At 49.5% G+C, this 24,669-nt stretch carries 22 protein-coding genes; all 22 read left to right on the top strand.

Features of this window, described 5'->3' with window-relative positions:
- Window positions 1-6 precede the first annotated feature (6 nt).
- The gene (gene infB / locus ACFSUB_RS04750) at window positions 7-2,205 is read left to right on the top strand and encodes a translation initiation factor IF-2 (RefSeq protein WP_380712039.1); all 2,199 of its coding nucleotides are present in this window, start codon (window positions 7-9) and stop codon (window positions 2,203-2,205) included.
- Window positions 2,202-2,480: a DUF503 domain-containing protein gene (locus tag ACFSUB_RS04745; RefSeq protein ID WP_380712038.1), complete on the top strand. Its 279-nt coding sequence runs from the start codon at window positions 2,202-2,204 to the stop codon at window positions 2,478-2,480. Before infB ends, ACFSUB_RS04745 begins: the two co-directional genes overlap by 4 nt.
- A gap of 19 nt (window positions 2,481-2,499) precedes the next feature.
- The gene (gene rbfA / locus ACFSUB_RS04740) at window positions 2,500-2,853 is read left to right on the top strand and encodes a 30S ribosome-binding factor RbfA (RefSeq protein WP_380712037.1); all 354 of its coding nucleotides are present in this window, start codon (window positions 2,500-2,502) and stop codon (window positions 2,851-2,853) included.
- A gap of 53 nt (window positions 2,854-2,906) precedes the next feature.
- Window positions 2,907-3,845 (top strand): tRNA pseudouridine(55) synthase TruB, encoded by a 939-nt coding sequence (gene truB / locus ACFSUB_RS04735; RefSeq protein WP_380712036.1) that lies wholly within the window; start codon window positions 2,907-2,909, stop codon window positions 3,843-3,845.
- 17 nt (window positions 3,846-3,862) lie between these two features.
- Window positions 3,863-4,831 carry a riboflavin biosynthesis protein RibF gene (gene ribF / locus ACFSUB_RS04730; RefSeq protein WP_380712035.1) on the top strand — a complete coding sequence of 323 codons (969 nt, stop codon included), beginning with the start codon at window positions 3,863-3,865 and terminating at the stop codon, window positions 4,829-4,831.
- A 138-nt stretch (window positions 4,832-4,969) separates the two neighbouring features.
- The gene (gene rpsO / locus ACFSUB_RS04725; protein ID WP_090926075.1) at window positions 4,970-5,239 is read left to right on the top strand and encodes a 30S ribosomal protein S15; all 270 of its coding nucleotides are present in this window, start codon (window positions 4,970-4,972) and stop codon (window positions 5,237-5,239) included.
- 218 nt (window positions 5,240-5,457) lie between these two features.
- Window positions 5,458-7,548, top strand: coding sequence for a polyribonucleotide nucleotidyltransferase (locus ACFSUB_RS04720; protein ID WP_380713176.1), 2,091 nt, complete (start codon window positions 5,458-5,460; stop codon window positions 7,546-7,548).
- Between the two features lie 99 nt (window positions 7,549-7,647).
- A complete protein-coding gene (locus ACFSUB_RS04715; protein WP_380712034.1) occupies window positions 7,648-8,607 on the top strand; it encodes a polysaccharide deacetylase family protein in 960 nt (319 codons plus the stop codon).
- A 25-nt stretch (window positions 8,608-8,632) separates the two neighbouring features.
- A complete protein-coding gene (locus tag ACFSUB_RS04710) occupies window positions 8,633-9,865 on the top strand; it encodes a M16 family metallopeptidase (RefSeq protein ID WP_380712033.1) in 1,233 nt (410 codons plus the stop codon).
- 46 nt (window positions 9,866-9,911) lie between these two features.
- Window positions 9,912-10,163: a YlmC/YmxH family sporulation protein gene (locus ACFSUB_RS04705; RefSeq protein WP_380712032.1), complete on the top strand. Its 252-nt coding sequence runs from the start codon at window positions 9,912-9,914 to the stop codon at window positions 10,161-10,163.
- Window positions 10,164-10,372: 209 nt separating this feature from the next.
- Complete coding sequence (gene dpsA / locus ACFSUB_RS04700) at window positions 10,373-11,290, top strand: dipicolinate synthase subunit DpsA (protein WP_380712031.1); 918 nt, start codon at window positions 10,373-10,375, stop codon at window positions 11,288-11,290.
- 16 nt (window positions 11,291-11,306) lie between these two features.
- Window positions 11,307-11,903, top strand: coding sequence for a dipicolinate synthase subunit B (locus ACFSUB_RS04695; RefSeq protein ID WP_380713175.1), 597 nt, complete (start codon window positions 11,307-11,309; stop codon window positions 11,901-11,903).
- A 108-nt stretch (window positions 11,904-12,011) separates the two neighbouring features.
- Window positions 12,012-13,061 carry an aspartate-semialdehyde dehydrogenase gene (gene asd / locus ACFSUB_RS04690; RefSeq protein ID WP_380712030.1) on the top strand — a complete coding sequence of 350 codons (1,050 nt, stop codon included), beginning with the start codon at window positions 12,012-12,014 and terminating at the stop codon, window positions 13,059-13,061.
- Between the two features lie 77 nt (window positions 13,062-13,138).
- Complete coding sequence (gene dapG / locus ACFSUB_RS04685; RefSeq protein WP_380712029.1) at window positions 13,139-14,344, top strand: aspartate kinase; 1,206 nt, start codon at window positions 13,139-13,141, stop codon at window positions 14,342-14,344.
- 40 nt (window positions 14,345-14,384) lie between these two features.
- Complete coding sequence (dapA, locus tag ACFSUB_RS04680; RefSeq protein WP_380712027.1) at window positions 14,385-15,257, top strand: 4-hydroxy-tetrahydrodipicolinate synthase; 873 nt, start codon at window positions 14,385-14,387, stop codon at window positions 15,255-15,257.
- A 310-nt stretch (window positions 15,258-15,567) separates the two neighbouring features.
- Entirely contained in the window at window positions 15,568-17,235 is a 1,668-nt protein-coding gene (locus ACFSUB_RS04675) for a ribonuclease J (protein WP_380712026.1), read from the top strand.
- 562 nt (window positions 17,236-17,797) lie between these two features.
- Window positions 17,798-18,595, top strand: a complete 798-nt coding sequence (locus tag ACFSUB_RS04670; protein WP_380712024.1) for a ClpP family protease — start codon at window positions 17,798-17,800, stop codon at window positions 18,593-18,595.
- The gene (locus ACFSUB_RS04665; protein ID WP_380712023.1) at window positions 18,592-18,807 is read left to right on the top strand and encodes a YlzJ-like family protein; all 216 of its coding nucleotides are present in this window, start codon (window positions 18,592-18,594) and stop codon (window positions 18,805-18,807) included. The genes ACFSUB_RS04670 and ACFSUB_RS04665 overlap by 4 nt, the downstream gene beginning before the upstream one ends.
- Before the next feature lie 151 nt (window positions 18,808-18,958).
- Window positions 18,959-21,346: a DNA translocase FtsK gene (locus ACFSUB_RS04660; RefSeq protein ID WP_380712022.1), complete on the top strand. Its 2,388-nt coding sequence runs from the start codon at window positions 18,959-18,961 to the stop codon at window positions 21,344-21,346.
- Window positions 21,347-21,367: 21 nt separating this feature from the next.
- On the top strand, window positions 21,368-22,642 hold the full coding sequence (gene yfmF, locus ACFSUB_RS04655) for an EF-P 5-aminopentanol modification-associated protein YfmF (protein WP_380712021.1): 1,275 nt from the start codon (window positions 21,368-21,370) through the stop codon (window positions 22,640-22,642).
- A complete protein-coding gene (gene yfmH, locus ACFSUB_RS04650; RefSeq protein ID WP_380712019.1) occupies window positions 22,639-23,940 on the top strand; it encodes an EF-P 5-aminopentanol modification-associated protein YfmH in 1,302 nt (433 codons plus the stop codon). The genes yfmF and yfmH overlap by 4 nt, the downstream gene beginning before the upstream one ends.
- Entirely contained in the window at window positions 23,937-24,656 is a 720-nt protein-coding gene (ymfI, locus tag ACFSUB_RS04645) for an elongation factor P 5-aminopentanone reductase (protein WP_380712018.1), read from the top strand. The genes yfmH and ymfI overlap by 4 nt, the downstream gene beginning before the upstream one ends.
- Window positions 24,657-24,669 lie beyond the last annotated feature (13 nt).

Raw genomic sequence — 24,669 nt, 5'->3', positions numbered from 1 at the left:
ATGCTTATGAGTAAGATGAGAATTTATGAATATGCTAAAACAGTCAATAAATCCAGTAAGGAAGTAGTGAATGAACTGAAAAATATGAATATACCGGTTTCCAATCATATGTCCGTTATTAGTGAGGACACAGTGGCAAAACTGGAAGGAAAAAATAAAAAGCAGGAAGATACAGCAGAGAAGAAGACAGAACAACCCCGCAATACCACCGGGCAGAATAACAACAGCAGTAGCCGGCAGGGCAGCAGCAACAGCAGCAACAACAGCCGGCAGAGCAGCAGCAACAACAGCAACAACAGCAATAACAATCAGCAGCCGGCGCGTCCGGGCGGTAACAATAACCGTAAAAACAATAATCACCCGCAGAATCAAACGAAAAACAAAAAACCAAACAACAGGAACAAGGGCAAGAAGAATCGCAGAAACAGCGGACAGAAACAGGCCGCACCAACACCGGAAAAAATCACATTCATTGGTTCGCTGACTGTTGGAGAGCTGGCCGATAAGCTGAATAAAGAATCCTCCGAAATCATTAAGAAACTGATGAACCTTGGTGTAATGGCCACAATTAACCAGGATCTTGAAAAAGAGTCTATTGAATTAATCGCAGCCGATTACAACGTAGAAGTGGAAGAAGAAGTGGAAGTGGATGAACTTGATCTCGATCATCAAGTTGAAATGGAGGACCCGGAATCTCTGCAGGAACGCCCGCCGGTTGTTACCATCATGGGACACGTCGACCACGGGAAAACTACACTTCTTGATGCCATACGCCACACAAAAGTAACGGCAGGAGAAGCAGGAGGCATTACCCAGCATATCGGGGCGTATCAGGTCAAAGAAAACGATAAGAAAATTACGTTTCTTGACACGCCGGGACACGCCGCATTTACAACAATGCGTGCCCGTGGTGCCCAGGTGACCGACATCACCATTCTTGTTGTCGCGGCTGATGACGGTGTGATGCCGCAGACAAAAGAAGCCATCAACCACGCGAAAGCAGCGGAAGTTCCGATTATTGTAGCAGTCAATAAAATGGACAAAGAAGGTGCGAACCCTGACCGTGTCATGCAGGAGCTGACGGAGTTCGAACTGGTGCCGGAAGCGTGGGGCGGCGATACAATATTTGTGAATGTTTCCGCCGTTAATAACCGTGGTCTGGATGAACTGCTCGAGATGATTCTGCTTGTTGCAGAAGTGGAAGAACTAAAAGCAAATCCGGGTACCCGGGCACGTGGAACGGTTGTGGAAGCGGAACTGGATAAAGGACGCGGCCCTCTGGCGACACTACTCGTCCAGGCAGGAACGATGAAGGTTGGAGATCCGGTTGTTGTCGGCAACACCCACGGGAAGATCCGGGCGATGGTGAGCGATACCGGACACCGTGTGAAATCAGCAGGACCGTCCACCCCTGTTGAGATCACCGGTCTGAACGGAGTTCCGCTCGCTGGAGATCCGTTCGTTCAGATGCAGGACGAAAAGAAAGCCCGCCAGCTTGGCGAAGCCCGTGCTGTCAGAGCCCGGGAGCAGGAACGCGGACAGACGGCGAAAGTCAACATTGATGACCTCTTCAGCCAGATTCAGGAAAACGAAATGAAAGAAATCAACGTCATTGTCAAAGCGGACGTGCAGGGCTCTGTCGAGGCCGTGAAAGGGTCCCTTGAAAAGATTGATGTAGAAGGCGTCAAAGTAAATATCATTCATGCCGGCGCCGGTGCCATTGCAGAATCCGATATTATTCTCGCGTCTGCATCCAATGCGATTGTTATCGGGTTTAATGTGCGCCCGGATGCCAATGCTAAAAGGACGGCGGAAGCCGAAAAAGTTGATGTCCGTCTGCACCGTGTTATCTATGATGCCATCGAGGAAATCGAGTCAGCGATGAAAGGCATGCTGGACCCGGTTTATGAGGAAAAAGTTATCGGACAGGTGGAAGTGCGTCAGCTCTTCAAAGTGTCACGAATTGGTACGATCGCAGGGAGTTATGTGACAGAAGGGAAAATCACAAGAGACTCAAGCATCCGGGTTATTCGTGAAGGTGTCGTTATCCATGAAGGAAAAATCAATGATTTGAAGCGTTACAAAGACGACGCGAAAGAAGTACAGTCCGGATATGAGTGTGGTATAACCATCGAAAAATTCAATGATATTAAGGAAGGCGACATCATTGAAGCTTATGTAATGGAGGAAGTTAAACCTGTATGATAGGCGCTCTTCACTGTGAATGTTACATTTATGAAGCCCGTTCACTGAAAGAAAAACGGGCTGTTGTCAAAAGCGTAACGACCAGAGTGAAACAGAAGCTGAATGCCGCTGCTGCCGAAATGGATCATCATGATTTATGGCAGCGGACGGCACTCACTATTGTATCGGTGAACCGCGACCGTGTTGTCGTAGAGCAGGAACTGCAAAAAGCAATAGATATGATCGACGGGCGTCCGGAACTTGAACGCACCATCACTGAAATGGAATGGCTGTAGCGGAAAGGAGGGAACGTTGATGAGCAATGTCAGAGCAGACCGGGTGGGAGAACAAATCAAAAAAGAAATGGCTGATATTCTGGCCCGGGAAGTCAAAGACCCACGTGTACAGTTTGTCACCGTCACGGGTGTAGACGTCACCGGGGATCTTCAACAGGCCGGAGTATATGTGACTGTACTTGGCAGCGAAGAAGATCAGGAAAACACGATTCAGGCCCTTCAGAAAGCCCGGGGGTTCATACGAAGTGAAATCGGAAACAGGATTCAGCTTCGAAAAACACCGGAAATATCGTTTCACTTTGATGAATCGATTGATTACGGCAACCGGATTGAACGTCTCCTGAAAGATTTAAATGAAGAAAAACAGGACTAAAAGGCTTGGGCCGCTCAAGCCTTTTTCCTGTTCCGAATAAAGGTGGGATACATATGGAAGACATGGTCATACCCCTTTATAAAGACAGAGGACTAACATCCCATGACTGCGTGAACCGGATCCGCCGCCTGTACGGGGTGAAAAAAGCAGGTCACACCGGTACACTTGACCCTGACGTGGAAGGAGTACTTCCGGTATGTATCGGCAGGGCAACGAAAATCGCCGACTATATGACGGACGCTGACAAACAGTATGAAGCCGAGATAACACTCGGATATGCCACAACGACCGAAGATGCGTCCGGTACAGTGACAGAAACCCAACCGGTGATGAAAATACCGTCTGAAAAACAGCTGAAAGATACGTTTCACACCTTTGAGGGAGAACAAAAGCAGATTCCCCCGATGTATTCGGCAGTAAAAGTAAACGGAAAAAAACTGTACGAATATGCCCGCGAAGGGAAAACAGTAGAGCGTCCGGCCCGTGATATTGCTATCCATGAACTGCAGTATCTGGAGGAAACGTTCACCGCGGGCACCGAAACCGTATCATTTTCCATCCGGGTAACCTGCAGCAAAGGTACGTTTATTCGTACACTTGCGGTGGATATCGGGCGCGCGCTCGGCTTTCCTGCTCACATGTCTGACTTGAAACGGACCCGTTCCGGCCCGGTGGACGTGGGAAGCTGCTATACATTTGAAGAGCTTGAAGCAAAAAAGGATAACGACACGCTCGATGAGACCGGCTTGAGCATAGAAACAGCACTCCAGCATCTTCCTTCTGTGGAAGTGACAAAAGAAACGGCAGCTGACATTCGAAACGGGCGCCTGCTTCCAGCGGAATCAGGCCCAAAAGGAGACTCCCCTTTTCTGTTTCTGCATCAAAACAGAGCCGTTGCTGTGTATCAGATCCATCCCGAAAAACCGTGGCTCATTAAACCGAAAACGATGCTGCAGCTGGCACCGCAGCAGTCCACTTCAGGAAATTCATGATCGGCAGGTGAACATTGTTGCAAACTTTCTACCTTTCCCATCAAAACGAAATACCCGCCGGCTTTCCGGATATGGTACTTGCGCTCGGCTATTTTGATGGAGTGCATACCGGTCACCAGGAAGTGATCCGGACCGCCGCAGCTATCGCAGCTGAAAAGAGCTGTGCTCTGGGTGTTATGACGTTTCATCCTCATCCGAAAGTCGTTCTCTCCCCCGACACGGATGAAAGCAATATGCGTTACATTACACCGCTTCCTCATAAAGAGGACTGTCTCCAGAGGGAAGGCCCGGATTATCTGTTTGTCGTTCAGTTTGATAAGCAGTTTGCCTCCCAGGAACCTCAGGAATTTGTAGATCATTACCTTCTGCCGCTTCAGGTTGTTCACGTCACGGCCGGATTTGATTACTCCTATGGACGTCTTGGAAGAGGAACAATGGAAACCCTGCCGTTTCACTCCAGAGGCAGGTTCGGACAAACGGTAGTAGGGGAAGTGACCCGGGAAGGGGAAAAAATCAGTTCCACGGCGGTTAAAGAGTATATCCGCACCGGGGATGTCGAAAAAGCTCGTGCCCTGCTTGGAAGACCGTACAGCATCAGAGGTATGGTTGAAAGTGGGGAACAGCGCGGACGTACGATTGGTTTTCCTACAGCAAATATAGAGAAACACCATACCTACGTTGTACCGCAGCCGGGAGTCTATTCTGTCCGCATACATGTCGGCGGCCGGTGGCTTGACGGGGCGGCAAGTATCGGCTTTAAGCCCACCTTTCATGACGAAGCACCGGAAGACCCGTTAATCGAAGTATATATCTTTGACTTTAATGAGGACATATACGGTGAAAATGTGGAGGTCTGCTTTTATACATTTATACGCGGGGAAGAAGCATTTAACAGCGCCCAGGAACTGATAGAGGAAATGAACAGGGATGTGGAAAAAGCACGCGGCGCGCTGGCTGCATATCCTGATGTGCCCGGATCATCCTGAAATTTTTCTCTTGCATTCTGCGGTTAAAACGGGTATGCTGGTGATTGTAACAGCAAGCCAGCCATTGCTCGGTCAAAACGTACCTCCGGCGTATGACTGGGGAATCGGCGGTTATTACAAGAATAGGAGGTGCCGGATATGGCATTAACAAATGAAAGAAAACAGGAATTGGTACAGGAGTTCAAGACACATGAAAATGATACTGGTTCTCCGGAAGTCCAGATTGCTATCCTGACTGAACAGATTACGACGTTAAACCAACACCTGCGGGATCACAAAAAAGACCACCATTCCCGCCGCGGTCTGCTAAAAATGGTCGGTAAGCGCCGTAACCTGCTGACATTTCTGCGGAAGAAAGATGTTACCAGATACCGCAGCCTGATCAAACAGCTGGGTCTGCGTCGATAAAGAGAAAAAAGCGGGAGTCATATCTCCCGCTTTTTGTTATGGATAAGCACACGCCGCGGCTCTGTTTTGTGCAGCCGTTTAACACCCATGTACGGCCTTTACAGATTGGAAAGAGGCGCTGACGCTTTTCATATTGACTCTGAGGATTGTAAAATAAAAGGTAGAAGGAAACACTTTAACGTAAGAACATATTAGTACAGGAGGAAGATCCTTTGGAAATGGAACAGAGTATGCAGACATTCACATTTGACTGGGCCGGCAGGCAGTTAACGATAGAAACCGGCCATCTTGCCAAACAGGCAAACGGAGCGGTTATGGTAAGATACGGGGACACAGCCGTTCTTTCCACAGCCACTGCTTCGGACACTCCGAAAGACCTTCCTTTTTTTCCATTGACTGTGAATTATGAGGAACGCCTCTATGCAGCTGGAAAAATACCGGGAGGCTTTATCAAAAGAGAAGGGCGTCCCAGTGATGAAGCCGTGCTGACAAGCCGTCTGATTGACCGCCCGATCCGTCCGCTGTTTCCGGAAGGGTTCCGAAATGAGGTACAGGTCGTAAGCATGGTCATGAGTTCAGATCAGGATTGTTCGTCGGAAATGGCAGCCATGCTTGGCTCTTCGCTTGCCCTTTCTCTGTCGGATATTCCTTTCTCAGGGCCGGTCGCAGGTGTCCAGGTCGGCAGAGTGGACGGTGAGTTTGTTATCAACCCGACCGTCGAACAGGAAGAGAAAACAGATATTGACTTAACCGTTGCCGGTACAAAAGATGCGATCAACATGGTGGAAGCAGGCGCCTCTGAAGTACCGGAGGATGATATGCTGGAAGCTATCATGTTCGGTCATGAAGAAATAAAGCGGCTGGTCGCGTTTCAGGAAGATATTATGGCTGAAGCCGGTACCGGTGAAGTGATGGAAGTGGAATTGAAGCAGCCGCCAAAAGAACTGGAAGAACGGGTTCGTGAATCCGGGGAAGCCGGCATCAAGGAAGCAGTGCTTGTAAAAGAGAAGAAAGCACGTGAACAGGCTATAGATGAAGCAAAAGATGCGGTGGTGGAACAGTTTGATGAAGAAGAGCAGGAAGATGTGAAAGACGTCCTGCAGGGCATCGTCAAAGAAGAATTCCGGCGCTTTATTACCGAAGAAAAGATCCGGCCGGATGGACGCGGTCCTGAAGAAATCCGAAACCTTGCTTCGCAGGTGCAGCTGCTTCCACGCACACACGGCTCCGGACTTTTCACCCGCGGGCAGACACAGGCGCTCAGCGTGTGCACCCTCGGACCGCTTGGTGATATGCAGGTGCTGGACGGACTTGGCATGGAAGAATCCAAACGGTTTATGCATCACTACAACTTCCCGCAGTTCAGTGTCGGCGAAACAGGACCGATACGCGGACCGGGCCGCCGGGAAATCGGTCACGGTGCTCTTGGCGAACGGGCGCTTGAACCGGTCATTCCATCGGAGCAGGACTTTCCATATACCATCCGTCTCGTATCGGAAGTGCTGGAGTCCAACGGTTCTACGTCACAGGCAAGCATCTGCGCCAGCATCCTTGCTATGATGGATGCCGGTGTGCCGATTAAAGCTCCGGTAGCAGGTATCGCAATGGGTCTTGTGAAAGAAGGCGAAGATCTCACGGTGCTTACCGATATTCAGGGAATGGAAGATGCACTTGGTGATATGGACTTTAAAGTTGCCGGAACCGAAGAAGGTGTGACGGCGCTCCAAATGGATATAAAAATTGCCGGCATCAACCGGGAAGTGCTTGAATATGCACTGGAAAAAGCCCGTTCCGCCCGGATGAAAGTGCTCGGCAATATGCTGTCGACGATCAGTGAAACAAGAAGCGAATTGTCTGAATATGCACCGAAAATCCTTACCATGTCCATTTCTTCGAATAAAATCCGTGACGTTATCGGACCGAGTGGGAAAACAATTAACCAGATTATTGAAGACACCGGTGTGAAGATTGATATTGAACAGGACGGTACGGTTTATATCTCGTCCACAGATGCCAAAGCCAACGACGACGCGAAAAAACAGATTGAAGATCTGGTTCGTGAAGTTGAAGTCGGCGAGACGTATCTTGGAAAAGTGAAACGGATTGAAAAATTCGGAGCGTTTGTAGAGATAATTAAAGGAAAAGACGGTCTGGTTCATATTTCCCAGCTGGCTGAAGAACGCGTGAACAAAGTAGAAGATGTCGTACAGATTGGGGACGAAATCCTTGTGAAAGTAACGGAAATTGATAATCAGGGACGTATCAATCTGTCCAGGAAAGCACTTTTGAACGAGCAGAACCAAAGCTGAATAAACTGGGGATAGGAAAGACTTGGCAGATGCCAAGTTCTTTTTCATGTTCTAACTCCTGCTTCCTCCATCATATGGTACAAGCAGGAGGGAGATATCATGAAAAAGCTGCTGCTTTCCTTGCCTTTTTTCTTTATTATCATCATTACGATTTTTGTGAACAGCTCTCCGCTGTATCACTTTTTCTCTGTACATAACGAAGAAGCTGCTCCAGTCTCTTCGGAACCTTCCGCACCTTCGATGTATGAAAAACTTGAACAGGCAGCCGGGCAGTGGAACAAACCACCCCGGGATGCGGTCATTGATAAAGTATGGAAAGCACTTCCCGGCTATAATGGGAGAATGGTCAACATGAAGGCATCGTTTGAAGCGATGAAAGAACGAGGCCGGTTCCGGGAGGAGGATATTGTCTTTGAACAGGTCCCCCCCAAGGTCCACCTCGATGACCTTCCCCCTGCCCCTGTTTACAGAGGAAACCCGGCCAAGCCGGCGGCAGCGCTGATGATTAATGTGTCTTGGGGAGATGAGTATATTCCCCGCATGCTCAAGGTTTTGCGTGAGAAAAAGGTGAAAGCAACGTTTTTTCTGGAAGGACGCTGGGTGAGGAATCAACCGAAAGCCGCCAAAATGATTCAGGAAGAAGGCCATGAAATCGGCAGTCATGCTTACTCGCATCCGGATATGGCGGCTTCCTCCGAGGAAGAAATCAAGCAGGAACTGCAGGAGACCGGTGATGTGCTTGAGGCAGTGCTGTCAGAGGACCCGGCATTATTTGCTCCTCCTTCCGGCAGTTACAATGATCTGGTCGTGGAGACAGCAGATCAACTCGGCATGCACACCATCTTATGGACAGTCGATACGGTGGACTGGAAAGACCCGGATCCTGCAGCCATGGCATCCCGGACGGCAGCTGAAGTAGAGAATGGTTCCCTGATTTTGATGCACCCGACGGCAGCAGCCTCCTCGGGACTGAAAGAAATGATTGAACAGATCAGGGTGGAGGGTATACGTCTGGATACTGTATCCGGCGTGCTGGATGAAACGCGTATAGATAGATAGGGCAACGGAGAAGGAGAGACTGTTTATGATGAAGAGAAACAAATTATCCAACGGCCTGCGGGTTGTAACGGAACACACCCCGTCGGTACAGTCTATGACAATCGGCATCTGGATTAAAACAGGTTCAAGGTATGAAACCGCAGAAGAAAATGGCATATCGCATTTTCTGGAACATATGTTTTTTAAGGGGACGACCCACCGGAGTGCTGCTGATATTGCAGAGAGCTTTGATAAAATCGGCGGAGATGTCAACGCTTTTACGTCCAAGGAATATACATGCTTTTACGCAAAAGTGCTTGATAAACATACAGTGACAGCGCTATCGATTTTGGCTGACATGCTTTTTCACTCCATGTTTGACCGTGAAGAGATAGAAAAAGAAAAGCAGGTGGTTATGGAAGAAATTAAAATGGTGGAAGATACGCCTGATGACATCATTCATGATTACCTGGACAGGGAGGCATTTGGTCATCACCCGCTTGCCCGTCCGATTCTCGGAACAGTAGAAACCGTACGCACGTTTACAAGAGAAGGCATTCTTGATTTCAGGGAAAGACATTATACAGCTGAAAATATGGTCATATCCGCAGTCGGTAATGAAAGCACAGAGCTGCTGGAACAGCTGGAAACATTGTTCGGCGGACTCCCGAACGGTTACGTGGAGCAGCCTTTTCAGAAGCCGTCGTTCCTTCCCGGGAAAGCGGGCATCCAGAAAGAAACAGAGCAGGCTCATCTTTGTCTTGGGTTTCCAGGGGCTGCCATGGATGATGAAGCGGTGTACCCGTTAATGCTCATGAATAATGCGCTGGGGGACAGTATGAGCAGCCGGTTGTTTCAACGGATCCGTGAAGACAGGGGCCTTGCTTATTCCGTCTTTTCCTATCACGTGCCGTTTCTTGATACCGGCATGCTGACCATTTATGCGGGAACAGGGCTTGAGCAGCAGGAAGAAGCGGCAGCTGCTGTGTTTGAGATTGTGGAAGACGTTGCTGCAGACGGACTGACGGAAAAAGAGATTGAGAATGGAAAAGAACAGTTAAAAGGAAATTTGATACTCGGCCTGGAAAGCACAAGCAGCCGTATGTCCAGAAATGGGAGAAATGAACTTCTTCTCGGCCGGCACCGTTCCCTTGAAGATACAGTGCAGCGGCTTGAGAATGTAAGCAGGGAAGACATTCAGCGGACGGCCTCTACGATGTTCCGGTCCGGGTACGCGCTTTCTTTTATTTCAAACAGCGGCAGAATCCCGTTTGTATAAATCGAAAACGTTCACGTGAGAACAAGCCGCAAGGAGTGTGATTTCCGTGCTGTTGAGTGATATATCCAGAAAAGAAATTATTGATGGAAATTATGCTGAAAAACTGGGAATGCCGGGGCGCATTGAGCTCGACATTGATGAAAACACCGGCAGAATCAAGGAATTAATCATCCCCTCCTCTCCGTTTCGGAAAAAGGCTGGAGAATGGAAGTTCCACTGGCAGGATATCCTGAAAATCGGTGAAGACGTGATCATTATAAATGCCGGTAAATATCAACCCGGCAGGCCGAAAGTTTAACAAGGCGCGGATAAGAAAATACAGGAAAGATAGAAAATCCGAACGATGAGTCCGGTGCTGCGGGGGGCACCTGATAGGTATCGTTCGGATTTTTTGTATGCCGTGTCTTTATGTTTTATCCCTGATTTCTCTTTTGTTCCGCTTTCACCCATTTGCCGGCTTATCATAGGATACATAGAGAATTATTCATGAAAAGGAAGGCGGAGCGGATGATGAAAAAAAACATACTGCTCGCAGGTGGAGATGAAAGACAGCTGGAAATGGCAGAATATCTACACGAACAGGGAATGTCCGTTGCGATGCTCGGTTTTCCGGAAGAGAACAAATTACCGGCAGAAATACCCTGTCATCAAACAGGAGAAGAACTGCAGTGGGAACACCTGGATATCGTCGTTTTCCCGGCATCGGGCATCCAGTCCGGACTCACCGTACATGCTCCTTTGTCGGCATCGCCTTTAAAAGTGGAAGAAAACTGGCTGCAGCGCCTTCCACGGGAGGCCCGTATCTGCACGGGGATTACAACGGATGAAGCGGATCAATGGATAAAGAAATCCGGCAGAGCGTATACAGCTCTTCTGGAACAGGAGGAAACAGCTCTGTATAACGCTGTACCGACAGCTGAAGGTGTACTGCTTACAGCGATTCAGAATACGAACCGGACGATTCACGGGTCACGTGTTGTTGTACTCGGATTCGGCCGCACAGGCAGTGTCATTGCCCGCACGTTCTCCGCACTTGGCGCATATGTAGAAGTAGGGACCTCAGACCCCGTGGAAAAAGCAAGAGCAAAAACCTACGGACATTCCGTTTTTCACCTCGATGAGATGGCGCAGGCAGTGCAGCGCAAAGATTTATGCATTAACACGATTCCGGCTTTTCTTTTAACAAAAAGCGTGCTGCAGGACGTTTCTCTGCGTACGTTAATCATCGACATTGCATCCCGGCCGGGTGGAACAGACTTTTCCTATGCTGCAGAAAAAGGAATTACGGCCCTTTGGACACCTGGACTCCCTGGAAAGACAGCACCAAAAACAGCGGGACGTATTCTTGGCAGTGTTCTTCTTCAGCTGTTTGACGATCCGGAGGGGAAAAAGGGAGATTTCCATCAGGGCTGTACGAATGAGTAAAGGAGGCGTCATCATGCTGCCTTTTGAAAATAAAAAAATAGGATTCGGCGTGACTGGGTCACACTGTACGCTTGAAGAGGCTATCCCGTATATGAGATATCTTCGTGAGAAGGGGGCTGATGTGTATCCGATTATCACGCCCACAGTGCTGAAGACCGATTCAAAATTCGGCGCAGCGGAAAAGTGGCTGAAAGAAATTAAAACAGCGTCTGGAAAAGAAGACGTTGCCGACTCCATCGTCAAAACAGAACCGTTCGGTCCGAAATATCCGCTGGATGCGATGCTTATTGCACCGATGACAGGGAATTCCATCAGCCGGTTTGCCAATGCCATTACGGATTCCCCGGTGTTAATGGCCGCCAAGGCAACGCTTCGCAACAGCAGCCCGGTTGTCCTGGCGATTTCCACCAACGATGCGCTTGGATTAAACGGCGGCAACATTATGAAACTGATGAATGCCAAAAACATCTACTTTGTTCCATTCGGGCAGGATAATCCGGCGGCTAAACCTACGTCACTCGTTGCCAGAATGGAAGATATCGTACCAACATTGGAAGAAGCGCTGTCCGGACGCCAATATCAGCCCGTCATCGTGGAAAATTTCGATAAGTGAACTGTCACGGGAATTGCTTCTTTCAGCTTCAGCTATTATGTTACAATAGACGTTAAATAAACTAGATTTTAAATAGAAAAACACGAAGCTGGAAGGAGATTATCATTTATGACAGGAGAAACAGGATATTCTGTAGCAGTACTTGGAGCTACCGGAGCAGTCGGAGAGCAGATTTTGAGAACGCTCGAAATGAAAGATTTTCCGGTGAAAGAACTTAAATTATTGTCATCCCCGCGTTCTGCCGGGAAAAAAATTACGTTCCGCGGGGAAGAGTATATCGTCGAAGAAGCGAAACCCGAATCATTTGACGGGATACAAATCGGTCTTTTCTCCGCAGGAGGCTCCATTTCTAAAGAACTGGCCCCGGAAGCAGTGAAACGCGGGACGATTGTTATAGATAATACGAGTGCCTACCGGATGGATGAAGAGGTGCCGCTCGTTGTACCGGAAGTGAATGAGGAGGACATCAAAGATCATAAAGGCATTATCTCCAATCCGAACTGTTCCACCATTCAAATGGTGGCGGCACTCGAACCGGTGCGTAGTGCTTATGGATTGAAGAAAGTGATCGTATCAACTTATCAGGCTGTTTCCGGAGCGGGCTATGAAGCGGTCGACGAAATGAAAGAACAGTCCAGGAACGTGCTGGATGGAAAACCTGCCGAGCCGGAAGTGCTGCCGGTAAGCGGAGACGAAAAACATTATCAGATTGCATTCAACGCTGTTCCGCAGATCGATAAATTTCAGGACAACGGCTATACGTTTGAAGAGATGAAAATGATTAATGAAACGAAAAAAATTCTTCATGAAAACGATCTGCCGGTGGCGGCGACGTGTGTACGTCTGCCGGTCGAAACCGGACACTCGGAATCTGTCTATATCGAAGTGGAACATGACGCGCCGACAGCTTCAGAGCTGAGAGAAACAATCGGTTCCGGCGGAGGGATTACGATTCAGGATAATCCTTCAGAACAGGAATACCCGATGGCTGTAAACAGTGTCGGACTGCCGGATGTCTTTGTGGGAAGAATCCGCAGGGATCTTGATTTTGAAAACGGCTATCACTTCTGGGTGGTTTCTGACAACTTGATGAAAGGGGCCGCCTACAACTCGGTTCAGATTGCAGAAAGTCTGATTAATCAAGAGCTCATAAAATAATAGGTCTGCATTTGGAGGGGAAAACCTTTCAAAGCAGATGTCCTGCTGCAGTGACCAATGAAAAAGGGGATGCACTCATGAAAGTCATGGTTCAAAAATTCGGAGGAACCTCCGTACAGGATGAAAACACCCGGTCTGCTGCATGCGCTCATGTAAAGCGGGCTGTAGAGAGCGGGGTGAAAGTTGTGGTAGTGGTGTCGGCCATGGGACGCAAAGGAAGTCCTTATGCGACAGACACCCTTTCTGACCTGATCCGGGACGAAAAAACGCCGGCGCCGCGGAGGGAGCAGGATTTGCTGCTTTCGTGCGGGGAAGTCATTTCCGCGGTTGTTTTTAGTGAACAGCTGCGGGTGGCAGGCCTTGAAACCATGGCTTTTACGGGAGGCCAGGCCGGCATCCGGACGAACAACTCGTTCGGGGACGCCGGCATCGAAGAAGTACAAACCAGTTTTCTTGAAGAAGCGTTTGAACATATCGATGCAGCTGTTGTGGCAGGATTTCAGGGGACATCCGGCCCCGACATTACAACGCTCGGCCGGGGTGGAAGTGACACGACCGCCGCTGCCCTCGGCGCAGCTCTTCAAGCGGAAGTCGTGGAAATCTTTACGGACGTCGATGGCGTGATGACCGCAGACCCGGGGATTGTCAAAGAAGCATCACTGCTGCCGTCAGTGACGTATGAAGAAGTAAGTAATCTGGCAGTCCACGGGGCACGTGTCGTTCATCCACGGGCAGTGGAAACGGCAAGACAGGGCGGCATTCCGATGCGGATTCGTTCCACGATGTCTGATAGACCGGGCACGTGGATCTCTTCGCGGAGTGCAGCGTCGGGATCCGGAAAACGGCAGGTGACAGGGATAGCCCACAAATCCGGACTGACGCGGATTACCGTTCGAAGCGCAGAGGACGACACTTTGCAGCAGACTGTATTCCGGGAAATGGCGGATGCGGGTATTTCGGTTGATTTTATTTCGATACAGCCTTTTGCTGTCTTGTATACTGTTCCATCCGAACGTGCCCCGGAAGCGGTGCGGCGGCTGCAGCAGAAGGGATATGAACCGGAATGTCTGGAAGGCTGTACGAAAATATCGGCGGTCGGAGCGGGAATGACCGGTGTTCCCGGCGTCGCTGCAGCGATGATTGATGCGCTGGCCACATACGGTATAGAGATATACCAGGCGTCGGACTCCCACACAACAATCTGGGTGCTCGTCTCCTCCAGTTATGAAAAGCAGGCAGTGTCGGCACTTCACGATGCGTTTTGTCTGAACCGTTCAAGCTGAACCCTGCAGGAACAGCTATGAAGAAAGGGGCGGAAAAGGATTGGAATTTGGTCGATTAATTACCGCCATGGTCACCCCGTTTGACAGCAGCGGCGCCATTGACTGGGAGGCGCTTGAACCACTTGTAGAGCACCTGCTGGCCACTGGTTCAAAAGGTTTGGTCGTGGCCGGAACAACCGGGGAATCTCCCACTCTCTCGACAGATGAAAAGCTGGCTTTATTTCGAAGGGTGAAAGAGATTGCCGGCACGCGCGGAGCCGTTATAGCAGGAACGGGCACAAACGACACTGCCTATTCCGAGCAAATGACACAACGAGCGGTGTCCTGTAATATAGACGGCATTATGGCAGTCACACCTTATTACAGTAAGCCCAGCCAGGAAGGAATGTATCATCATTTCCGCAGAGTGGCAGAAGCCGCTCCATCGCTGCCGGTCATGATTTATAATATTCCGGGACGCTGTATCGTCAATCTTGAGCCCGGGACGCTGCTTCGCATGACGGGCATATCAAATATACGTTCCGTGAAAGAAGCGAGCGGGGACTTTGATCAGATCTCGCACGTTATTGAGCATACACCGGACTATTTTCAAGTCTACAGCGGGGATGATTCATCCACGCTGCCGCTGATGTCGGTTGGGGGAACAGGCGCTGTATCGGTGGCCTCCCATATTGCAGGACGTGAGATGAGCACGATGATTGATCGTTTTGCAGATGGAAATCCGGCCCAGGCGGCTTCTATACACCGCTCTTTACTGCCGAAAATGAAAGCGTGCTTTATGACGCCGAGTCCGGCGCCTGTCAAAGGAATGCTCGAACAGCTGGGTTTGATTTCAAGATACACAAGAGCCCCGCTTCTGTCCTTAACCGAAGCGGAAGTTACCCAGCTGAAAAAGACGTTCAGCCCGGCATAAGCCGGGCTGATTTTTTACTGGACCGGGCTTTTCAGCCGTTGGAACATCCCGGCTGTTCTGAAAACATAGAATCAATTTTTCGCGGGACAGCGTTAGAAGAGACTTGTATTCTCATTTCTGTTTAGGTTATACTACAAAGAAGTGATATGTTCGGGTGTGAAATTTTTCATAAACTGACCAGTCTTTCCCGCCGCCGTGGAAAGAGTGCCCTGGAAGAAGTGTGCCGCAGGCTGCGGAATGCCCTGGGGTGTATAAATACGGTGTAACGTTGCAGTAATATTTACAATGGTATATTTAGGAGGAAATAACGTTGGCAAAGCAGTCTTTAGATACGATACGTGTGTTTGCGCTCGGAGGTTTGGGAGAGCTAGGCAAAAACATGTACGTCGTTGAAACAGAAGAAGAAATACTAATTATTGATGCAGGATGGATGTTCCCCGAGGATGACATGCTCGGTGTGGACGTTGTGATCCCCGATATCTCTTACCTTGTCCAGAATAAAGAAAAAGTACGGGGCATTATTATTACCCACGGTCACGAAGACCATATCGGGGCGCTGGCCTACATTCTCCGCAAGATTCATGCGCCTGTATATGGAACGAAATTAACAATCGGACTTGTGGAAGATCATTTAAAAGAAAAGGGTCTGCGTAAAAAAGCGGATCTCCGCCAGATTCACGGAGAAAGCCGCATTACAGTCGGACAGTTTCCCGTCCACTTTTTCCGCGTTACGCACAGCATTCCCGATTCGGTGGGAATCAGTATAGAAACACCGCAGGGACTTATTGTCCACACAGGTGATTTCAAGTTTGACCAGAGTCCGGTTGACGGCCGTTACACAGACATAGACAAGCTCACCCGGATTGGAAAACGCGGCGTTTTGTGTCTGCTTTCGGACAGCACCAATGCGGAGATTCCCGGCACCTCTCCATCGGAAACAACAACGGGATCGGGTATTGCAGAGATGTTTCAGGAGGCACATGGACGAATTATTGTAACGACATTTGCTTCCAACGTCCACCGCATTCAGCAGGTGATTAATGCAGCCGAGAGCGAGCAGCGCAAAATCGCCGTCGTTGGTCATTCGATAAGCAAAGTCATGGAAATATCCCAAAAGCTCGGTTACCTGCACTGCCCGGACGACATATTTGTCGACCCGTCCGAGGTGGAAAATATGGATCCGGAGCGTACAGCTGTGCTTTGCACCGGCAGCCAGGGCGAACCGATGTCGGCGCTGACCCAGATGGCTAAAGGATCCCACCACGAACTGGCGGTGGAAAAAGGCGACACGGTAGTTATCGCAGCTAATCCGAAAGCAGGGAACGAAAAGTCGGTATCGCGCCTGATTGATTTTCTTTACCAGCTCGGTGCGGAAGTTATTTACGGACGTGATAATGTGCATGCCTCCGGTCACGGCTATCAGGAAGAACTGATGCTGATGCTCAACCTCCTCCGTCCGGCCCACTTCATTCCGGTGCATGGGGAATTCCGGATGCAGCAGGCTCATGGCGAGCTGGCAGAAGCAGCAGGTGTATCACCGGATAATACGTTCCTCCTCGATAAAGGGGAAGTTGTCGAATTTACGAATAAAAAAGCGAAACGATCCGGCAAGGTACCGTCCGGCAATGTACTGATTGACGGCCTTGGTGTCGGGGATGTAGGCAATATTGTGCTCCGCGACCGCCGTCTCCTTTCCGAAGATGGAATTCTGGTCGTTGTCGTGACACTGAATAAAAAATCAACCGGCATCGTTTCAGGTCCCGACATTATTTCCAGAGGGTTTGTGTACGTCCGCGAATCAGAGGAGTTAATGGAGGAAGCCAATACGAAGGTGAAAACGACCCTGGAAAAAGCATTGAGTGAAAATGTGAAAGAATGGTCTACGCTCAAAAGCAACATCAGGGATGTGCTGAGCCGTTTCCTATATGAAAAAACGAAACGGCGCCCGATGATTCTGCCGATTATCATGGAAGTCTGATGGAACACAGAAGCTGCAGTAAAATACGCTGAAATGCCCCGGAAGATGGCAGTACATTCATGCCGCCGATAAAATGAATCCCTCAAACAAACGCGTCTGGGACAAAAGAACATAAGGTGGCAGATAACACAAATGTTCTGGGTCATTGATCAAAAACTGTATAATAGCGGACCCAAAATGCTTTGACTCCTGCGGGGACAGCACGAGTCACGGGGACCCCGCAGGATGCGGGTCAGGTCGGCGCCCGCCAGGACGTGGCGCTTTTAGCCGATCTTCCTCTTTTTGAGCCGTGCCCGCGGCATAGAAGACACGATGAGCCCAAGCGAATCGATGTCGCCCTTGTACTCCGGAGTGCAAGCAAAGCATTTTGGCGCAGCGGCTTGTCTCTGCAACGAAAAATACCGAACGATTTCAAAAAATCGTTCGGTATTTTTCGTTCTTATAGAAGTTTTGTCCCGAACTCGTTTTTAATGTTGCAGAGATTTTATGTTCCGGATCCTTTAAATTGTCTGATGAAACCAATGGAAGAGAATGAGAAAAGGCGGATTGATTCATACTAGAAATGGATACAAAAAAGGAGGTTTCACTTATGACGCGTGAACAACATACCGACGGATCCCAGGAGCCGAAAAAAACGCAGGACCCTGGTACGGATAACCCTCCCGGGGGGACGGAGCAGGACGATCAGAAGAACAGTCTCGTTCAGAAGATTCAGGAACTTGGACAGACGAATGTGGCCGACATGGAAAACTCCAACATTCACTGTATTACTGTCGTCGGCCAGATTGAAGGGCACATGCAGCTGCCGCCTCAAAATAAGACGACCAAATATGAACATATCATTCCCCAGCTGGTAGCAGTCGAACAGAATCCAAAAATTAAAGGGTTGATGCTTGTACTCAACACTGTGGGCGGAGATGTGGAAGCAGGTCTTGCTATTGCGGAAATGGTGGCAAGCATGAGCAAACCGACGACGACCCTTGTTCTTGGAGGCGGCCACTCTATTGGTGTACCTATTGCTGTTGCCGCCGATTATTCCCATATTGCTGAAACAGCGACGATGACGATCCATCCCATCCGGTTGAACGGTCTTGTTATCGGCGTTCCCCAGACATTTGAGTACCTTGAAAAAATGCAGGAACGTGTCATCAACTTTGTGACCCGGCATTCAGATATTCCGGAAGAAACGTTTAAGGACCTGATGTTCGCCAAGGGGAACCTGACCCGTGACATCGGCACAAACGTCATCGGTGAAGATGCTGTAAAGCACGGCTTGATTGATGCCGTAGGCGGAATCGGCGCTGCCCTCTCGCGGCTGAATGAAATGATGGAAGAATCGGAAGGGGACATGCTTCAATGATACTTTATACCCCTATGCCCCCGGAAGCGGTGTTTCCGTCTGAAGCCGGAGCGGAGATGGAAATGAAAACGGTGGAAACCGGATCCGGTGTAGTAACACTCTATAAAAATGAACAAAAAGAATGGATTGTGCATGCGCTGCAAAGTTCCGACCCGCAGGATTATCTCCATCCTGCCTGTCAGCCGGGAGCAATATGGAACCAATCGGAATGATCTTGTGCACAAGGGAAGGAATAGAGCCGAAGGTATGCTATAATAGATGCTGGAGCGTGTGATGCGCAGGCTGTCTCTATATCGTCAACTGGAGGCAGCCTGCTTCGTTCTATACATAGGAAAACCGGAACCGGAAGGCAGGGAACTAAACATGGCCCAGAAATCCAAGCGGAAAAAACGCGGAACAAAAAAATCGAGACAGTGGAAAGCGCAGCTGAAATTTGAATTAACCGGCCTGATTTTATTTACCGCCGGCATCCTGGCTCTTTTCCACCTGGGACTTGCTGGAGACGTCATTCACTCCCTGTTTCGTTTTCTTGCCGGAGAATGGGCGGTCCTGCTGACAGCTGCATTGTTATGGACCGCGGTCGTATTCATCGTTAAAAGAAGCGCTCCGCCGCTTACCGGCAAACGAATGAGTGGTATATATCTGGCGGTGGTTACGATTCTGCTCCTTACCCATGTTCAAATGTTTGAAAACCTCGGTGAAACAGGAGAGTACCCTGAAGATTCAGCCGTGGTCACGACATTTGAACTGTTTATGCTGGATCCGTTTGGAAACGGAACAGTCGATGATATGGGAGGAGGCATGATCGGTGCGGTGCTGTTTGTGTTCAGCCGCTTTTTATTTGATGCCGGTGGAACACGGGTTGTTTCCATCTTTTTGTTCCTTCTTTCGTTTTTACTCGTGACCGGTCTGTCGATGCAGGATGTCGTCCGGTACGGGATGAACAAAGGAGCTCCTGCATGGAACACCATCCGTACTTTTTTTCAGGAAAAAACAAAAGAAGTAAAGGAAAAAAAGCAGCAGCAGTCGAAAGAGACAAAGAAGCAGTCTGCTCCGGTCCCTCCTTCTAATGACAACGAGAAGAAGACACCGGATTCTGCCGGTGAAGAAGCTCCCGTCATTTATAACTTTGCCGAAAACGCATACCCGGCTGCCGGACAGAAGCAGGATACGGGCGAGATTCAGGCGAATAGCGGGCAGGGAGACGTCCATACTACAAAAGAAGAACCATATAAGGCGGCTCCGGCGTCCGCAGAGAATCAGGAGGAAAACCGGGCGCCGCTTCTTCCGGATGAAACGGAAAATGAGAATTATGAGCTTCCTCCTATCAGTATACTCGGTACTTCGTCTTATAATTCGCAGGAGCAGGAGCGCAATTTGATTTCTTCCAATGCGAGAAAACTGGAAGATACGCTGCAGAGCTTCGGGGTGAAGGCAAAAGTGAATGAAGTGCATCTTGGTCCGGCGGTGACCAAATACGAAGTGCAGCCGGACACCGGAGTGAAGGTGAGTAAAATTGTCAACCTGGCAGATGATCTGGCTTTGGCGCTTGCTGCAAGCGGTATCCGGATGGAGGCGCCCATTCCCGGTAAAGCTGCAATCGGCATTGAAGTCCCGAACACCGAAGTTGCCATGGTAACACTGCGGGAAGTGATAGAAGCAGGGTATCTGCGGGATGATCACGTTCTTTCGGTGGCGCTCGGGCGCGATATTTCCGGAGAACCGGTTCTCGCCGCTCTTGATAAGATGCCCCATCTGCTTGTTGCCGGGGCGACCGGAAGCGGCAAAAGTGTCTGTATTAACGGGATTATTACCAGCATTTTAATGAAGGCAAGGCCAAGCGAAGTGAAAATGATGATGATTGATCCGAAAATGGTGGAATTGAATGTGTACAACGGAGTCCCCCATCTTCTTTCCCCTGTTGTCACAGAGCCGAAAAAAGCAGCACAGGCCCTGAAAAAAGTAGTGGCTGAAATGGAACGGCGTTATGATCTGTTCTCCCAGTCGGGAACGAGAAACATGGAAGGATACAATGAATGGGTGAAAAAACAAAACGAAAAGACAGGAGAGCATCATCCTGAACTTCCGTACATCGTTGTTGTCGTGGATGAACTTGCCGACTTGATGATGGTCGCTTCCAATGAAGTGGAAGATGCCATAACAAGACTTGCCCAGATGGCCAGAGCAGCAGGTATACACATGATTATTGCCACGCAGCGCCCTTCGGTAGATGTCATCACCGGCGTTATTAAAGCAAATATTCCTTCCCGGATCGCCTTTGGTGTGTCGAGTCAAACCGATTCCCGGACTATACTTGATGCAGGAGGGGCAGAGAAACTGCTTGGCAAAGGAGATATGCTTTTTCAGTCTGTCGGTTCAAACAAGTCGACCCGTGTGCAGGGCGCTTTCGTTTCGGATGAAGAAGTGGAAAAAGTGGTCGAGGCAGTCGTTGCCCAGCAGAAAGCAGCCTATCAGGAAGAAATGATACCGGAAGAGCAGCCGGAGAATCAGGATGAAGTGGATGATGAACTCTATCCGGACGCCGTGGAACTCATTGTGCATATGCAGAGCGCGTCGGTCTCTATGCTCCAGCGGAGATTCCGGATCGGATACACAAGGGCGGCCCGGCTTATTGATGAGATGGAAATGCGCGGGATTGTAGGGCCTTACGGCGGCAGTAAACCACGGGAAGTGCTGGTCAGCGCAGTGCAGGGCCCCGAGGAGGAGCCTTCTGCCGGGGAACGTGGATGAGAAGAAGGAGGATAAAAAAGCATGCTTGAGGAAAAAAAAGTAGACAGTCATGGTCTGGATGTCCGGATCATACCGACGGAAAAATACAAAACGACGACGCTTGTTCTGCAGATCAAAACGACGTTACAGAGAAAAACGGCAGCCGCCCGGGCTCTGCTGGCAAGTGTTCTGGAGAGTGCCACAGACAGCCGGCGTTCGCGCAAATCGATCCGCCGTTACCTGGATGAACTGTACGGGGCCTCTTTACACGCTGATGTCCAGCGAAAAGGCGAACACCATGTCATATCGGTGAAAATGGAAATTGCAAACGAAACCTTCATCAAGAATGCTCCTCCGCTGTTTCAGGAAAGTGTATCTTTTTTGCAGCAGGTACTGGAAAATCCTTATTTACCGGATGGAACGTTTGACGAGCAGGTCATCAACGAAGAGAAAAGGACGCTGATTCAGAGAATTCAGTCCATCTACGATGATAAGATGCGGTATGCGAACAAGCGCCTCATTGAACATATGTGCAGCGGGGAACCGTTTTCCGTTCACCCGTACGGCGAAGCAGAAGATGTAGAACGTCTTACCGCCGGTGATTTGATGGAAGAATACCGCCGCATGCTTGCCGGGGATGACATGTGCCTCTACATTGTAGGGAACGTAACAACCGAGGAAGCCCAAAAAGCCGTATCCGTCTTCACCGTTTCTCCTCATCCGGAAGATTCATCCAATGTTGCGGAAACGGAAGAAAGAAAACAGACGGCTGAAGAAATACTGGAAACAGATGATATTCAGCAGGGTAAACTGCATCTTGGGTACCGGACACCGGTAACATTTGCCGACGAACAGTTTTCGGCGATGCAGGTGATGAACGGAATGTTCGGAGGTTTTCCAAATTCCAAACTGTTCGTCAATGTCAGGGAAAAAGAAAGCATGGCCTATTACGCAGCATCCCGCTATGAAAGCCAGAAAGGTATTATCCTGGTCATGGCAGGCATTGAACCGGAAGATTACGAAAAAGCGTCCACTATCATTAAACAGCAGATGGAAGATATCCGTCAGGGATTATTTACCGATGAAGATCTGGAACAGACGAAAACGATGTTAAAAAATCAGCTGCTCGAAACGATGGACCATCCCCGTGGTCTGATTGAATTGTATTACCAGCAGCGCATGGCACAGCACCGCCGTCCATTTGAAGACTGGCTGAATCAAATTGAAGACGTGAAAAAAGAAGACGTGACAGACTGTGCCTCCCGGACCGTACTGGATACGGCTTACTTTCTGAGAAATGAGGAGGATCATACATGAGCGAAACGCTGACATTTGAGCAGGTGCAGGAGACAGTGCATAAAGAAGTACTGCCGAACGGATTAACTGTTTTAGTGATTCCAAAACAGGATTTTCAGAAGACGTTTGCTGTTTTTACGACGAATTACGGCTCCATTGACAATCGTTTTGTACCCATCGGCAAAAACGAGCCGGTAAACGTTCCGGATGGCATCGCTCATTTTCTGGAACATAAAATGTTTGAAGATGAAGAAGGCGATGTTTTCCAGACTTTCGGGGAGCAGGGAGCCTCGGCTAATGCTTTTACGAGCTTCACGAAAACCGCTTACCTCTTTTCAAGTACCCAGGAGGTCGACAAAAATTTAACAACCCTTCTTGATTTCGTCCAGCACCCTTATTTCACCGATGAGTCCGTGGAAAAAGAAAAGGGTATTATCGGCCAGGAGATAAGAATGTATGATGATAATCCGGACTGGCAGCTGTTTTTTCATCTGTTGTCCTCGCTTTATCACCATCATCCTGTGAAGATAGATATTGCCGGCACCGTCGATTCCATTCAGCAGATCTCAAAGGAAGACCTGTATACGTGCTATGAAACCTTTTATCATCCTGGAAACATGATTCTCTGCGTAGCGGGAAATGCGGATCCTGCCCGTACCATAGAGCTCGTGAAACAAAATCAGGAGCAAAAGTCATTCAAGGAGCCGGAACCGGTGGAACGGGTAGTGGAAGACGAACCGGCAGAGGCGGTACAGCGCGTGTCAACGGTTCCGATGAGCGTGAACACACCAAAATGTATGGTAGGATATAAAATTCCGGTGCCGGATAAAGAGGGGAAAGATCTTCTCCGCTATGAACTGACGATTGAAATTTTACTGGAGACGTTGTTCGGAGCCGGATCGGACGTTTATGAATCTCTCTACCGTGAAGGATTGATTGATGATTCCTTTTCATCGGAATTCATGCTGGAGCGCTCGTTTTCGTTTGCAGCCTTCGGGGGAGATACAAACGACCCCGACACACTCGCCGAACGTATTATCCAGGCGGTGGAAGAGGCAAAATCATCCGGCATAAACGAGGACCAGATCGAAGTGGTCCGCCGTAAAAAGATCGGCTCTTTTCTGAAACAGCTTAATTCGCCGGAGTTTCTTGCCAACCAGTATACCGAATACGCGTTTTTCGGGCTGCATCTGTTTGATGTCATCCCGCTTCTTGAGGAGATTACAAGCGAAGAGATCCATGCTCTGCTTCCGGAGCTGTTTCAGGAGCATAACCGGGCGGTCTCCCGTATTACAAAAAAACAGGAGCAGTCATCGTGAAACCCGGCACACTCATCACAGGGGCGGGAGGTGCCATAGGCAGCGCCGTTTCCCGTTCTCTGGCCGGGGAAGACGAGGTGCTTTTTCTTCATTATCACCGTTCACGGGAAAACGCAGAACGTGTAAAAAAGCAGTGTGAAGAACGCGGCAGTGAAGTGTATCTGATAGAAGCCGACCTCTCCGCCGCCGGAGGGGCTTCTTCTCTTGCAGCGCAGCTTCACGGTCCAATCGGTCGTATCGTCTACAATTGCGGGTCGGCTTCCTACGGATTGTTTCAGGATATCGAAGAGAGAGAATTGTACGAACTCGCAAATCTTCATCTGTTAAATGCGATGTGGCTTGTTCACGAACTACTTCCCGCTATGATCTCCCGGAAACAAGGGTCCGTCGTACTCATTTCTTCGATCTGGGGAGACCGTGGTGCAGCGCTTGAAACAGCCTACTCCGCTATGAAAGGCGGAATGAATACATTCGTGAAGGCTCTCGCAAAGGAAACAGCACCTTCGGGTATCCGTGTCAATGCGGTCGCCCCAGGTATGGTGGACAGCCCCATGATGCAGGAATTCACAGAAGACGAGCAGCGTAAACTGGCCGAAGAAGTTCCGGCAGGACGATTTGCCCGGCCCGGGGAAATAGCGGAAGCCGTACGTTTTCTGATGGATCCTGCCGCATCGTATATTAATGGACACATTCTCGATGTTAACGGTGCCTGGTGAAAACATACCCCGG

The sequence above is a fragment of the Salibacterium lacus genome (assembly GCF_042684865.1).
Classification (GTDB): Bacteria; Bacillota; Bacilli; order Bacillales; family Marinococcaceae; genus Salibacterium; species Salibacterium lacus.
Note: the sequence above shows the minus strand (reverse complement) of the source record. Positions and strands in the feature narration are given on the sequence as shown.

Bases quoted from the DNA above. Each gene is read 5' to 3' on its own strand.
- infB (WP_380712039.1), top strand. From the start codon at position 7: ATGAGTAAGATGAGAATTTATGAATATGCTAAAACAGTCAATAAATCC.
- ACFSUB_RS04745 (WP_380712038.1), top strand. From the start codon at position 2,202: ATGATAGGCGCTCTTCACTGTGAATGTTACATTTATGAAGCCCGTTCA.
- rbfA (WP_380712037.1), top strand. From the start codon at position 2,500: ATGAGCAATGTCAGAGCAGACCGGGTGGGAGAACAAATCAAAAAAGAA.
- truB (WP_380712036.1), top strand. From the start codon at position 2,907: ATGGAAGACATGGTCATACCCCTTTATAAAGACAGAGGACTAACATCC.
- rpsO (WP_090926075.1), top strand. From the start codon at position 4,970: ATGGCATTAACAAATGAAAGAAAACAGGAATTGGTACAGGAGTTCAAG.
- ACFSUB_RS04720 (WP_380713176.1), top strand. From the start codon at position 5,458: ATGGAACAGAGTATGCAGACATTCACATTTGACTGGGCCGGCAGGCAG.
- ACFSUB_RS04715 (WP_380712034.1), top strand. From the start codon at position 7,648: ATGAAAAAGCTGCTGCTTTCCTTGCCTTTTTTCTTTATTATCATCATT.
- ACFSUB_RS04710 (WP_380712033.1), top strand. From the start codon at position 8,633: ATGATGAAGAGAAACAAATTATCCAACGGCCTGCGGGTTGTAACGGAA.
- dpsA (WP_380712031.1), top strand. From the start codon at position 10,373: ATGATGAAAAAAAACATACTGCTCGCAGGTGGAGATGAAAGACAGCTG.
- asd (WP_380712030.1), top strand. From the start codon at position 12,012: ATGACAGGAGAAACAGGATATTCTGTAGCAGTACTTGGAGCTACCGGA.
- dapG (WP_380712029.1), top strand. From the start codon at position 13,139: ATGAAAGTCATGGTTCAAAAATTCGGAGGAACCTCCGTACAGGATGAA.
- ACFSUB_RS04670 (WP_380712024.1), top strand. From the start codon at position 17,798: ATGGATACAAAAAAGGAGGTTTCACTTATGACGCGTGAACAACATACC.
- ACFSUB_RS04665 (WP_380712023.1), top strand. From the start codon at position 18,592: ATGATACTTTATACCCCTATGCCCCCGGAAGCGGTGTTTCCGTCTGAA.
- ACFSUB_RS04660 (WP_380712022.1), top strand. From the start codon at position 18,959: ATGGCCCAGAAATCCAAGCGGAAAAAACGCGGAACAAAAAAATCGAGA.
- yfmF (WP_380712021.1), top strand. From the start codon at position 21,368: ATGCTTGAGGAAAAAAAAGTAGACAGTCATGGTCTGGATGTCCGGATC.
- yfmH (WP_380712019.1), top strand. From the start codon at position 22,639: ATGAGCGAAACGCTGACATTTGAGCAGGTGCAGGAGACAGTGCATAAA.